Origin of the sequence: Desulfobacter latus, from assembly GCF_013389365.1 — a bacterium.
Classification (GTDB): Bacteria; Desulfobacterota; Desulfobacteria; order Desulfobacterales; family Desulfobacteraceae; genus Desulfobacter; species Desulfobacter latus.
In genome coordinates this window covers 1-12,578 of record NZ_JACADJ010000092.1, presented here as the reverse complement: position 1 = coordinate 12,578, position 12,578 = coordinate 1, and the positions used below count along the sequence as shown (strand labels likewise).

The 12,578-nt window shown below is 46.2% G+C and carries 14 protein-coding genes; 2 read left to right on the top strand and 12 right to left on the bottom strand.

The window, feature by feature from the left end:
- The first annotated feature begins 448 nt into the window (after window positions 1–448).
- Window positions 449–2,557, top strand: coding sequence for a phosphate acetyltransferase (gene pta, locus HXW94_RS16960; protein ID WP_178368089.1), 2,109 nt, complete (start codon window positions 449–451; stop codon window positions 2,555–2,557).
- A 103-nt stretch (window positions 2,558–2,660) separates the two neighbouring features.
- Window positions 2,661–3,143, top strand: coding sequence for a YchJ family protein (locus HXW94_RS16955; RefSeq protein WP_178368088.1), 483 nt, complete (start codon window positions 2,661–2,663; stop codon window positions 3,141–3,143).
- Between the two features lie 104 nt (window positions 3,144–3,247).
- On the opposite strand, the gene HXW94_RS16950 is transcribed toward HXW94_RS16955, so the two are convergent.
- The 12 genes from HXW94_RS16950 to HXW94_RS16900 all read right to left on the bottom strand — a co-directional run bounded on the left by HXW94_RS16950 (window position 3,248) and on the right by HXW94_RS16900 (window position 12,374).
- A complete protein-coding gene (locus tag HXW94_RS16950; protein ID WP_246294160.1) occupies window positions 3,248–3,607 on the bottom strand; it encodes a cytoplasmic protein in 360 nt (119 codons plus the stop codon).
- Window positions 3,608–3,685: 78 nt separating this feature from the next.
- Window positions 3,686–4,009, bottom strand: coding sequence for a hypothetical protein (locus tag HXW94_RS19305; protein WP_218576779.1), 324 nt, complete (start codon window positions 4,007–4,009; stop codon window positions 3,686–3,688).
- Complete coding sequence (iscB, locus tag HXW94_RS16945) at window positions 3,993–4,598, bottom strand: RNA-guided endonuclease IscB (protein WP_218576778.1); 606 nt, start codon at window positions 4,596–4,598, stop codon at window positions 3,993–3,995. The genes HXW94_RS19305 and iscB overlap by 17 nt, the downstream gene beginning before the upstream one ends.
- A gap of 296 nt (window positions 4,599–4,894) precedes the next feature.
- On the bottom strand, window positions 4,895–5,584 hold the full coding sequence (locus tag HXW94_RS16940; RefSeq protein ID WP_178368087.1) for a hypothetical protein: 690 nt from the start codon (window positions 5,582–5,584) through the stop codon (window positions 4,895–4,897).
- Between the two features lie 15 nt (window positions 5,585–5,599).
- Window positions 5,600–6,973, bottom strand: a complete 1,374-nt coding sequence (locus HXW94_RS16935) for an ABC transporter substrate-binding protein (RefSeq protein WP_178368086.1) — start codon at window positions 6,971–6,973, stop codon at window positions 5,600–5,602.
- 78 nt (window positions 6,974–7,051) lie between these two features.
- The gene (locus HXW94_RS16930; RefSeq protein WP_178368085.1) at window positions 7,052–7,867 is read right to left on the bottom strand and encodes an ABC transporter permease; all 816 of its coding nucleotides are present in this window, start codon (window positions 7,865–7,867) and stop codon (window positions 7,052–7,054) included.
- A complete protein-coding gene (locus HXW94_RS16925; RefSeq protein WP_178368084.1) occupies window positions 7,854–9,056 on the bottom strand; it encodes an ABC transporter substrate-binding protein in 1,203 nt (400 codons plus the stop codon). Before HXW94_RS16925 ends, HXW94_RS16930 begins: the two co-directional genes overlap by 14 nt.
- Window positions 9,046–9,822 (bottom strand): ABC transporter ATP-binding protein, encoded by a 777-nt coding sequence (locus HXW94_RS16920; RefSeq protein WP_178368083.1) that lies wholly within the window; start codon window positions 9,820–9,822, stop codon window positions 9,046–9,048. Before HXW94_RS16920 ends, HXW94_RS16925 begins: the two co-directional genes overlap by 11 nt.
- Before the next feature lie 3 nt (window positions 9,823–9,825).
- Window positions 9,826–10,671 carry an ABC transporter substrate-binding protein gene (locus HXW94_RS16915; RefSeq protein WP_343054682.1) on the bottom strand — a complete coding sequence of 282 codons (846 nt, stop codon included), beginning with the start codon at window positions 10,669–10,671 and terminating at the stop codon, window positions 9,826–9,828.
- Window positions 10,672–11,016: 345 nt separating this feature from the next.
- Window positions 11,017–11,277 (bottom strand): Txe/YoeB family addiction module toxin, encoded by a 261-nt coding sequence (locus HXW94_RS16910; RefSeq protein ID WP_178368082.1) that lies wholly within the window; start codon window positions 11,275–11,277, stop codon window positions 11,017–11,019.
- Window positions 11,270–11,524, bottom strand: coding sequence for a type II toxin-antitoxin system Phd/YefM family antitoxin (locus HXW94_RS16905; protein WP_178368081.1), 255 nt, complete (start codon window positions 11,522–11,524; stop codon window positions 11,270–11,272). Before HXW94_RS16905 ends, HXW94_RS16910 begins: the two co-directional genes overlap by 8 nt.
- Before the next feature lie 646 nt (window positions 11,525–12,170).
- Window positions 12,171–12,374, bottom strand: a complete 204-nt coding sequence (locus HXW94_RS16900; RefSeq protein ID WP_178368080.1) for a hypothetical protein — start codon at window positions 12,372–12,374, stop codon at window positions 12,171–12,173.
- Window positions 12,375–12,578: the final 204 nt, after the last annotated feature.

Genomic DNA, 12,578 nt, shown 5'->3' with positions numbered 1-12,578 from the left:
AACCTGGAGCTGGCGAGCACCCCAGGGTACCTGTTTCCGATCTAACGTAGTGCTCGAAGCACTTAGACTGGTCAACTTTGGGGCTTTTTCAAGCCCCTCGGTCTTTAGCCGAGGGGTAGTTGACTTCTTTTACATTCTGGTATCCTATTTGCGTTTTGTATAATCTTGGAACTCCACATTCGCTTATTTTTTTTAGTGTTTTGTTAATTTTTAAAACACAATATATTGTGTTTTAATACTTTTTATCAGAAAAATTATGTCATATTTGGAACCCAAAACCATAATTATTTTATGCAAAAAATAAACCATATAAGAATTGAAAGTTAAAATTAATCAGGATTTTAATTTTTTAGGCAAATAATGACTCCCCATGATTATAAATTGGCTTTTCTGATTTCAAAATAAGCGAATGGGGAGTTGGAATATAAAAATAATAAAGGTTTCTCCCATGGCTAATAGTCTTTACATCACGACGACTGAAACCCGGAACGGAAAAATTCTTGTCGTTCTTGGCATTATGCAGCTTTTGCTTAAAGATATCCGGGTTGTGGGATTTTTCAGGCCAATCATCAATCCAAGCGAGAGAGACGCCAGGGACCACGATATCGATTTGGTACTTTCCAACTTTAATATTGGGCTGCAGTATGAGGAAACCTATGCCTATACTTTGGAAGAGGCCAAGCAGATGGTCAATTCCGGTCGTCAGGCAGAAATGATGAAAACCATTTTAGACAAGTATAAGGTCCTTGAGGAAAAATGCCGTTTTGTCCTGTGCGAAGGCACTGATTTCGCAGCCGGTTCCGAGGCCTTTGAATTTGATATCAATGCTATGATTATTGCAGATTTAGGGTGTCCGGCACTGGTGGTCTCCTATGGACATAAAAAGGATGCTCAACACATGATAACCTCATGTCAACTCTCTGTGGAAAGCTTATACCACAAAGGGGTGGATGTGTTGGCCGTGATGGTTAACCGGGTGGCCCCCGAATTTTTGCAGCCCCTCAAAATTGCTTTGGACGAAGCAATCGACCGTCCTGAAGTCCTGGTTTATACCATTCCGGAAACCGAAGCGTTAAGCCGTCCTTCGTTTCGGGACTTGATCCCGGCCGTGGATGCCCAGGTTTTGTACGGCAGGTTAGGGCTTGAAAATCAGATTTCAGGATGTGTGATTGCGGATATGCGGGTCCCTAATTTTCTGGCACACATTAAAAATAACTACCTGGTGGTTACTTCCGGGGACCGCTCCAGTATTGTTATTACGAGTATTGCCTCCCGGCTTTCCATGGCCTATCCAGATATCGCAGGTATTCTGGTTACCGGTGGCATTTCCATTCCCGATTCCATCCTTCGACTTATCCGTGAATGGAAGGAATTGCCTGTTCCCATTCTGCTGACCCGGATGGACACCCAAAAGGCGATTAAGGTTGTTGACCAAATTGGCGTCAGGATTTCCCCGGACGATCCCCGACGCATTGCCCTGGCCCTAAATGTTTTTGAGGCGAACGTGGATGCTGCATCTTTAAGGCAGCGGCTGGCAGCCAGAAAGTCGATGAGTATCACGCCCCAAATGTTTGAATACAGCCTTATTGAAAAAGCCAAAAAGGCGCCCCAGCATATTGTGTTACCCGAAGGCAATAGCGACAGAATTCTTAAAGCCGCTGATATACTTCTAAGACGCTCTTTTTGTGATATCACCATTTTAGGCCAATCCGAAGCGATTGAGCGCAGGGTCAAGGAGGTGGGGCTAAACCTGTCCCAGGCTCGGATTATTCAACCCGATACCAGCCCTTGGCTGGACGATTATGCCCGGACGTATTTTAAATTGCGCAAATACAAGGGCGTGACCCTGGATATGGCAAGGGACACCATGACGGATCCGTCTTACTTCGGCACCATGATGGTGCATAAAGGTAATGCTGACGGTATGGTATCAGGTTCTGTGAACACCACGGCCCGCACCATTGTTCCTGCATTTCAGATCATCCCCAAGCTACCCGGTTCTTCCATTGTGTCCTCTGTTTTTCTCATGTGCCTGAAAGACAGGGTTCTGGTATTTGGCGACTGTGCAGTCAACCCCAACCCCACAGCTTCCCAGCTGGCCGAGATTGCGGTGACATCAGCCGAAACCGCGTCCATTTTCGGCATTGAACCCCGGGTGGCCATGCTCTCTTATTCTACGGGATCTTCAGGCACAGGCGCAGATGTGGACAAGGTGATCCAGGCCACGGCCATGGCCCGGGAAAAGGCCCCGGATCTTCCCATCGAAGGCCCTATTCAGTATGATGCCGCCATTGACCCGACCGTAGCCATGACCAAGCTGCCCGACTCCCAGGTAGCCGGACGGGCCACCGTATTTATTTTCCCGGATTTGAATACCGGGAACAATACGTACAAAGCGGTTCAGCGTGCCTCGGAAAAGGCTGTGGCCATCGGTCCTGTACTCCAGGGAATGAAACGACCCATTAATGATTTAAGCCGGGGATGTACCGTGCCGGATATTGTGAATACCGTGGCGATCACCGCCATCCAGGCCCAGGCCGGGAAAGCACAAATTTAAGACCATTTCCAATAAAAATGTATGATGAATGTTGCCGGACTGCGGCGCATATGATATTTCCCTGGGATTCAAACTAACTGATTTCCATGGAGGAAATAAAAATATGGAAGAATGTCCCTGCGGAAGCAACCTTGCCTATGCCGAATGCTGCGACCCCATTATTACCGGCGCACAACCTGCCCGGACGGCACAAGAGCTTATGCGTGCCCGTTATACCGCCTATACAATAGCTGATACGGAATTTATTTTTAACACCACCCATCCGGATCACCGGGACGGATACGACCATGCCGGAACAGAAGCGTGGGCACAAAATTCCGAGTGGCTGGGTCTTGAAGTTGTTTCTACAGAAGCCGGTTGTTCTGAAGACCAGGACGGTACGGTTGAATTCATAGCCACTTTCCGGACAAACGGCGTTGTTCAAAAACACCATGAACTTGGTCGATTTTTAAAGCAGGAGGATGCCTGGCTGTTCACCACCGGTGATATTGTAAAACCCAAACCTGCTGTTTCCACCAAGGTAGGCCGTAATGAACCTTGCCCCTGCGGAAGCGGACGCAAGTATAAGAAATGCTGCGGTAAATAGGCGCTAAAGCTAAAGCCTATGGGCAAAAATAAAATGATTTGTCGCAGGAACTGCCGTATTTTATATTAAAAGGACGTTCCTGCGCTCATTTGATAATCATAGCCCTAAAATGTGATTATTCTGTATTCTTTTTCGATGAATGCGCCCATGGAAGGATGATTGGCCATATCCCCGACCAGGGCGATGCCTTCCTTTTCAATGGGGCCTAGGGCGTCAAGTTTGGTTGCACAGGCCTTGCATGCGCCGTAAATAAGGCCGGCATCCTTTGCTTTTTGGTAAAGGGGGTTTAAAAAATGCCCTGATTCAGACATAGGCCCCACAAGTTTGACGGATTCGCCTTCCAAAACAATGCATCCTTCCTGCCCCCGCTGTTTTAGGTCAAGGGCGTTGAGAAGTACGTGTACAAAGCATAAAGGGTCTCCCCGGAATGCAAACAATACGGTTTTTTTCATAAAATACGGCAAGGAAACCCCTGAGTCTTTAGCTCAGGGGAGGAATTGCCGCCCTCCTTATAATTAAGATATTAGCCCAGGCACCGGACCTTAGCACGTCGTATTGTAAGAATAGCCGTCAGATGCGTGAAGCAGCCTGCAATATTTCCAGCTAATGCCCTGTACTGTTTTGTCCACTGTTTTAATGTTAAACGAACCGCTTTTTCTGACAGCGACACGCCCGGTGTACGTTCCAACCTTTTTGCCGGAAGTAACAACCGCCTTGACGATGTCGCCCGTCTGAAACCCTTTGACTTTTTTCTCAGTTGACTTTGCTGTTGTCCGGGGGAATCCGAACTTGTTTACCCTGCACATCTGCCTTGAGCCATGACCGTCTGCCTTTACAATCAACACGGCCTTATCGATAATAGGCACACGTTCTGTCCCATTTTTCCAGAAGGTATTCCCGTACCTCATAACCCATGAGTTCCCCCTGCTGATACGCGACACCGGATATTTCGGGATTCTGTATTTTCTGCATGTCAAACCGAACCAACTCCATTGAAATTGCCTGAATATTGCAAAATCGGCACAACCGGTTGACCCAGGTTTCGATATTGTGAACCCGGCTTTTTAATGAAGGCGGCAGCCATCCTTCCGCCCTGGTCCGGTTATCAAAGCGCGGTTTTCGGTATCGCGTTTTCCGGTTTCTCCGGGATCTTCTGATGGCTCGTCTTGATTCCAGATTATTTTTGATCTGTTGGCCTCGATGTCTCAGTTCCATGGCAAAAATAATCTCTCCGGAATCGTCGTTAATCACGGCAATTCCGGTCTCTCTACTGCCCGGATCAATCTTGATCCGCAATGGGTTTGATGCCACGTCCAAGACTTTCTCTTTCAAAATGATCGTGAAAGGGAACTGTCTGAAAACTGCGGCTTTCCCTTCTGTTAAAAGCAATCTTGCCTTTGCCGGATGTACCGGATTCTGCGGCTTTCTATTTGTATCCAGAACAAATACGCTCAATTTTAAAGTCCTCTTGTTTCCAAGGTAATGTTTGCCGCGTCAATGTTATGACCGGGTTTAGCGCAAGCAGCACCGGCTTAACCCCTTAAACCTGTTTAACCACTTACCGTAGAACCTGGAGCTGGCGAGCACCCCAGGCACCCCAGGGTACCTGTTTCCGATCTAACGTAGTGTTCGAAGCACTTAGACTGGTCAACTTTGGGGCTTTTTCAAGCCCCTCGGTCTTTAGCCGAGGGGTAGTTGACGATAATACTCCTGATTTTGGGTTTTAGAGCCTGTTTGCCCATTTTTTTCGATTACTCTGTTTTCTTCTCCCAGAAATTACGGCTTTCCTGGAGGATATCACTGATATCGTCATCAATCTCCCGGCCGGTCTCTTTGGTTTCCGTGTCCTCACTTTCCAAGTCAATATCCGTCAGCTCATCAACGCTTAAATCTTCTATATCATTTTCTTTGGGTGAATCATCAATCCGTTCATCACCGTCATCAGCTTCAAGAATTTCTGACTCTTCCTGATCAACGGTAGAGTCACTTTCAAGGTCTTCAGTTTCCAGTCCGGGTTCAGCACCCTGGGAATCATCAGGCAAATCCTCCGATTCCCGAACCTCTGCCTGGGGTTTTTCAGGCGTGTTACCCAATTCATCATCATAATTCGGAAGGTTTATGGACAAATCGTCATCCAAATCTGATGCCAATGCCTCATCTTCATCCTCAGGGGCTTTTGTCTGTGCCGTACTTTCATTCTCTTCAAGCAGATTACCGTCCCGGTCAAAAAGCAGGCTGCCATTCAGATTGATTTCATAATCAAGCCTGAATGCCACGTCATTGTCATGAACAACAATCCGGCCGCCTTTGGGGGAAAGCGCTTTTACGGTCAGGCGTTCCTTGAATAGATCCCTGACGGCATCAAGCTCCAGATCTTTTTGGACAGATGCAATGAGGTCTTTTTCTCCGTTCAGTATGACTTGGGGATCTGTAATTCTCATGCATAACTCCTAAATTTATCGATTGAATGCGATGTTGGCAAAACGGGGTTCAATAAAATTTTCAAGGTCAATAATTTTACCGATTTCCATGACATCATGCATGTATCTTTGAATTTTATCAAGTTCTGCTGCTTCCGGGTAGAGTCCGTCCCAACGGATGGCCATGGGTTGGGAAAATACATTTTGAAGCACCTGGGGATTCAAGCCCATTTTACCTTCGGGGTCCAGAAATGTTACACCAATATCGGCAGCCCGGGCCTTATCGTTTTCAATATACTCACCGGTATCCACCAGTAAGGATACAAACTCCTGAACAGCTTCAGGGTGTTTCTGAATAAAGTCCTTTTGCATGGCCACAATGCAGCAGGGATGATTCTCCCATCGTGTGGCTGAATAAAATTCCAGGGTGCCGATTTCCCCCTTGATGGCTTTGGTCGCAACCGGTTCGGCAACCATGAACCCACCCACATCCTCATTTTCTTTCATAATGCCGGGCATCTTAATTGGGGGAACCACCTCAAAGCGCACATTAATCGCTTTTTTTCCTGGGACACCGGGTTTCAGCCCCAGTTCTTTTAAAAATTTATGTGCAAGCATGTGGTGAACCGACATTTTGTGCGGGATATCCACAACTTTATATTTGTAAAAGCTTTGCAAAGAGTCAAACCTGTGATCATAATGCCGGGAGCGCACAAATGTGGAACCGTTCTTGTGGGCATACAGGACCAGCTGAATAGGGGAGTCATAGGCAAACAGATCCATGGCAATGGGGGCCAGAACAAAGGCGCAGTCGATTTCTCCGCTTTCAAGACCTTCCTGTATGGGATTCCATCCACCCATCAGGCTGGTGGACAGGTCAAAATGCCGGGGGGTCACGTCCCCTTGATTAATCCGGTGTTTTAAGGCGCCTAATGCAAGGTGGTCGGTGATTTGAATGTGGGCAACTTTGAGTTCAACGCGTCCTCCGATAATGCTTCTTTTTTTGGTTACCCGTTGTTTTTTCATTCCTCCGGAGAAGGCCGCTTCAATGGCCTGTGTAATTTCTTCCTCATTAAAGGGTTTCGGGCAATGGGCATTACCGCCGGCTTCCAGGATGGTTTTCTGCTGGCCCATGTCAGCCTGGGCCGTGGCCATGATGAACGGCAGGTCCTTAAATTCCTCAGAGGCCCTTAATTCTTTGAGAAATTCAAGGCCATTCAGCGTGGGCATGTTCCAGTCGGATATGACAAGATCAGGTTTTTCAGTTTTTACTTTCTCAATGCCGTCTGAACCGTTCACCGCCATAACAAGGTTTGAAAATCCGGCTTTCCCCAGAATTTGTTTGAACATTATCCGCATGGTACCTGAATCATCTGCCACAACAATTTTAATATTCGGGTCTACCGCCATAAAATGCTCCTTATGTCTTGTAAAGGTATTGTATAAAAAAATTAAAAATCATATCTCTTAAACATCACCGGCCCATGATCAGTTGCAGCTATACTGCAATTTCTGGAAAATTCTGTCGAGTATAAATCCCAGTATGCCGATGGCAATGATTATGGCCATAAGTTTGTCATATGCCATGGTGTCCCTGGCATCGTTAATCAAGTATCCTAAGCCCGATGATACCCCTAAAAACTCTGCCGGGACCAAAACAATCCATGCAATTCCAAGTGCCAGTCTGATGCTGGTAATCATGTGGGGAATGGAATATGGAAGAACGATCGTCTGAAGGAGTTGAACGTTATTGGCACCTTGGTTTAAAGCCATTTTCAACCATTGGGGATTGATGTTCATAACACCAATGGCTGTGTTCAGTATTATAGGACAAATTGTCGCCATGACAATCAAAAAATGAACAGCAGATTCAAAGCTTGTAAATAAAAGCAATGCAATGGGCATCCAGGACAGGGGACTGATCATTCTTATAAATTGAATCGGTGAATACGTCAGCTTGCGAAGAGATGTAAAAAAACCGATCAATACACCCAATGGTAGTCCGATCAATGCTGATATGGCGATACCAACAACAATTCTACGCAAACTTGCAAAAACGGATATCCAGAATTTGGAATTATGAAAGGCGTCTGCCAGGGCCCCAAGGGTTGGGCCGGGCAGAAATCCCTTAAAATGGTATAATTCGGGTCGGGTAAAGATGAATTGCGTTACCGCTGCCCAGGCAAAGACAAACAGAATAAAGCCGGTCAGTTCATATTTCCAATCCGACCATACTTGAGTAAAAAATGATGATAACGCCATCTGTACGGCTTGGTCCTGGGAATTTTTTTCAGTTGATTTCAACGATTTCTTCCCTGGTAAATACATTTTCCATATCGCAATGACAGAATTCTTTCATCCCCCCCATGTCGTCCATCGCCTTTGTGACAAAACGGTCATCCACAAGCTGTGAAACCGCTGTGTTTGTGTCAAGGTGCGTCAGAAAATCCGTGTTCCCCTCAACCTTGGTTTTTTTCATTTGTTCCAGAATAAATCGGGTAGCAGATGAAAACGGAAAAGGCTGGAAACCGATTCTTTCTACATTCCACTGGGGGTGTATCAATTCTTTTTCGGGGATGGCGCCAAAAACCCGGTTAAGGACAGATTCCCCTACCGGTAGAAATCCTTTTCCGTCCCTGCTGAGCAGGTGGGCGGTTTCTTGCGGATTTTTCAGGCACCACGCCTGAGCTCTTACAATGGCATTTATCGCCTTTTGCATTACTATGGGGCTTTCTTGGATCAGATGATCATTGGCGACGATGACACAGCACGGATGGTTTTTCCAAATATCTCCTGAATATCGCATAATTTTTGCCGAAAATTTTTCCTGGGCCAGGGCGTTGAAGGGGTCTGCTACGATAAATGCGTCTATCTTTTTCCCCAAAAGCGCCTGGGGCATATCCGGCGGCGACAGGATGAACAGGTTCACCTCGTGGGGGGCAAGCGTTGAACCCGGCGGACGGATCACAGGTTCAAGCCCTTGGACTTGAAGGCCTAACTGCATGACCAGATTATGCATGGAATACCACGAGGGCACAGCCACCTGTTTTCCCGAAAGATCCGCAAACCGGTTGATACCGGAGTCTGCTCTGACTGTAACCGCGCTGCCGTTGGTATGATTCCAGGCCAATACTTTGACAGGTATATTCTGCTTGAATCGCATCCACACAGGAATGGGGAAAAGCATGTGAGCCAAATCAAATTTGCCCGTTAAAAAGGATTCGGAGAGTATATTCCATGAACGTACCATGACCGGTCGTTCCACATGAAGTCCTTCATGGGAAAAATAGCCCAGACTATATGCAACAAGCAAGGGGGTGGCATCTGTAATGGGCAGATAACCTATTTTTAAAGGCCTTTTTTTTGCCGCTGCCGGATACGGAAACAGCATGGGGGCACAAGCGGCTGCACCGGCTGCTTGTATTGCTGTTTTTAAAAAATTTCGCCGTGAAATGCCTTTGAAGGATACCGGCGTTACATGGTTAAATCCCATCCGCAAAACTCCGTTTGGCTAAATATGCAATTTTAAACCGATTGAGAATATCGGTTCTCAATGTTTCTATCACAGGATCATTCTGCTGTCTGGGATAGGGGAAGTTTATATCGAAAATATCGGATACGCCGGCAGGAGATCCTGCCAGAACCACAATTTTATTTCCAAGGCGTATGGCTTCATCAATGTCATGGGTGACAAAGACCGCCGTAAAGCGTTCCGACATCCATAAGTTTATCAGTTCCTCCTGAATATGGGCCTGAGTAAAGGTGTCCAAAGAGGCAAACGGTTCGTCAAGCAGCAGGATCCGGGGATGTCCCACCAGGGCTCTGGCCAGGCAGACCCGCTGGGCCATGCCCAGGGAAAGCTGACCGGGTTTTACGTCAGCCGCACCTGCCAGTCCCATAATTTCCAGAAACTGGTTTACCCGGTATTCCAGATCCTGGGTGTCTTTTCTGATTTTACAGCCATAGGCCACGTTTTCCTTAACGCTGAGCCAGGGGATCAGGGCCGGCTGCTGGAACAGCATGGAACGTGATGGATGGATACCGGTAATAGGGCTGCCGCTCACCCGGATTTGACCGCAGGTCGGAAGTTCAAGCCCTGCCAGCAAGTTCAGCAGGGTGGTTTTCCCGCAACCCGATTCACCCAGAATAATCACAAAGTCCCCTGGATTTATAGAAAAGGAAATATCCTTGAGAATCTGATGGTGTTTCTTCCCCGGCCCATCGTAGGATTTACAGATTTTTTCAATATCTATTTTCAAGTACTATATTTCCGATAGAGCCGTATGAATAAATTCCGGTCTGATAAATCCATCAAGGTCGATACCGGCCGGCATGACCGCCATGGTTGTACACATATAATCAAGCACGATGTTTAAAATTTCCATATCCGGTACCAGAAGTTTTGGGCAATAGGTTATCCCCGATGTTTCAAGTGCCATTTGCGTCTGGTTGACGGAAAGGCCTAAAAAAGAGGCTGACATGCTTTCAATCTCTTTTTCGACAGCATCCTGGGAGGACATATAGTGGTCAAGCTGCCGGGCACTGTCAAGCAGACAACGGATCATCAGCGCCAAATCTTCCCCTTTGGTTTTAAGCAGTTCCTGGTGTACCACAAATGCGCTTCCCGGGTGATTTTCCCACAGATCCCGGGAGATGAGCAGATGTCTGAATCTTTTTTTTTCTACGTCAACGTCACCAACGGGGGCAGGGCAGATAAAGGCTGCAATATCACGGTCAAGATCCGAATTTGCCATTTCCGTCATCAGGGCACATGGTACTGATTCTATATCGACGCTTTTTTCCGATTCCCCTTCGCCCAAACCGGCGATTTCCAGTTTTCCTGCGCTCAACAGCCTGTGTACAAGCATGTGCTGAATACTGAGTCTGTGCGGGATCAAAACACTTTTTCCTTTAAAATCCGCCAATCGTTGAATATGCGCAGGTACAATGATTCTACTGCCTGCCCTGTGGGTGAACATAAGCAGGTATATGGCCAAGCCTTTGTCAAACAGATACATGGCTTGGGCAATATCCATGAACGCGGCATTGATATCCCCGGATGAGAACCCCTTGTCTACCTGTTCCCAGGAACGCATGCTAAAAGTTATAACATCCGTATCGGTACCTGATCCTTTACACTGGATATAACGGGGCAGCGCAATCCCCAGTATCAGATGGTCAATACTGATAAAATGTCCGATTCGGATAGTCAGAGCAGCCTCAAATATTTTATATTTATTAATTTGGAATTTTCAGGGGGACTTTAACATGGCCCGGAATGTATTGGCAAGTTTGTAAACGCAATTTCATCAATTCTAAATGTAGTTGAAAAGTTGGGAATCCCCCGATCAACGCTAAGGCATTGGTTGAACCGGAAGGATTCCATCCAAACACGTTTTACCGGAGGTGCTGTGTAGCGGCCGGTTTTTAAGCGTTTTGTTCGATTCCATGGTTTAATAATGATATCTACATGAAATGATTGTAAGAAAATCATCATCGGCAACGTAAACCAAACGATTTGTATCATCAATCCTTCGGGACCAAAACCCAGATAGATTTTCTCTCAATGGCTCAGGTTTCCCTATGCCCTCAAATGGTTGCTTCATTGTGTCATTAATGAGTTTGTTGATTCTTTTCAGTGTCTTTTTGTCTTGTGTTTGCCAGTAGAGATAGTCTTTCCATGCTTCCCCGGTCCAGGCTAATTTTCTATTCATCTATTAGATCTTTTTCCTGAACTTTCCCATTTTTAAATTGTTGAATAGATTTTATTAAATGTGCCGCGTTGGCAGGTGACCTGAGAAGGTAAAAAGTCTCCATGAAGCTATTGAAAGTCTCCAGTGACATTACAACAGCGTCCTCTGAATCACGACGTGTGATGATTGTGTAATCAGCATCGTCTGCCACTTGATTCAAAATACTTTTTAAATTGTTTCGTGCTTCACTAAAATTTACAATTCTCATAACATTCTCCAAACTTGTTCTTTTTATAGCACAAGTATAATAATTGATTTTAAACTTGTCTATTATTTTGTACAAGTATTCAATTAATTTGACCATATCATCCAACCCCTTGCCCTCACCCGGATTGAGGCTTCCAGGAGGGTATCCGCCTCACGGTTTCCACCCCTTCCGCAGACGCGGAATTCGGTACTTTGTCGGTTGGGCTTCACACCGTTACCGGATGCATCGGAAACCGCATGCCACCTAGGGTACCGGCAGGAGAATGCCGGGTTTGGTCAGGACCGACAGGCCCGTCAAACAGCCAATAATCCAACCTCGTGTCGCACTTTAACGGGCAGCTCAGCTGGCCGGGGGGCAAATTGCCGAGCAGGTTGTAACAGCCAAGTTTTTTCAAAAACCAAGCTCAAAACTTGGTATTTCGCACCATGATGCCATGCTTTGCGGCAATGCCCGCAAAAAGTATTGGCACATGAGTAAAATCAAGTAGGTTGCCATTGCCATGCCTGAAAGATATTTCATCGACAAAGGATTGTATCTACCCGGGAACTGATGCCTTAAATCAGCCGAACCGCCCTGGTACGAGATCCGTATGCCGGGTGGTGTGGGAGGGCTCCTCAGTAATGGGGAGTCCTATCCCTATTGGGATTTATTTTTTTTCGGCTTTAATCTGAGAAATGACATCATTCATTGATATATCATTTAGCCAAGTATGACGCTCTTTTGTATAGTCTCCTTGGCCCACAGAAAATTGGTTGAGAAATCGAATAGTATCAACAACCCCCATTTCCTTGAATAGAATGTGAGTAGCCTGACGGTTAATTTCAGAAACCGGTCTTGTTTGTGTATTCATATTTCTAACTCCATCACTAATTCAGTGGGGGATACCACCTTTGTATTTAATTTATCAAAATTTTTGGCATCCTTCAAAACAATGGTTCGGACAAATTTAGGCGCTAATAGCACCGTAGTTTATCAGTTCCTCGTATTGAGGCGTATTTTTTATCAAGATAGGGTCCAAATCTAAGTGTGAAATAAATCGGTCCAGTAGGTTTTC

Bases quoted from the DNA above. Each gene is read 5' to 3' on its own strand.
- pta (WP_178368089.1), top strand. From the start codon at position 449: ATGGCTAATAGTCTTTACATCACGACGACTGAAACCCGGAACGGAAAA.
- HXW94_RS16955 (WP_178368088.1), top strand. From the start codon at position 2,661: ATGGAAGAATGTCCCTGCGGAAGCAACCTTGCCTATGCCGAATGCTGC.
- HXW94_RS16940 (WP_178368087.1), bottom strand. From the start codon at position 5,584: ATGAGAATTACAGATCCCCAAGTCATACTGAACGGAGAAAAAGACCTC.
- HXW94_RS16935 (WP_178368086.1), bottom strand. From the start codon at position 6,973: ATGGCGGTAGACCCGAATATTAAAATTGTTGTGGCAGATGATTCAGGT.
- HXW94_RS16925 (WP_178368084.1), bottom strand. From the start codon at position 9,056: ATGGGATTTAACCATGTAACGCCGGTATCCTTCAAAGGCATTTCACGG.
- HXW94_RS16910 (WP_178368082.1), bottom strand. From the start codon at position 11,277: ATGAATAGAAAATTAGCCTGGACCGGGGAAGCATGGAAAGACTATCTC.
- HXW94_RS16905 (WP_178368081.1), bottom strand. From the start codon at position 11,524: ATGAGAATTGTAAATTTTAGTGAAGCACGAAACAATTTAAAAAGTATT.
- HXW94_RS16900 (WP_178368080.1), bottom strand. From the start codon at position 12,374: ATGAATACACAAACAAGACCGGTTTCTGAAATTAACCGTCAGGCTACT.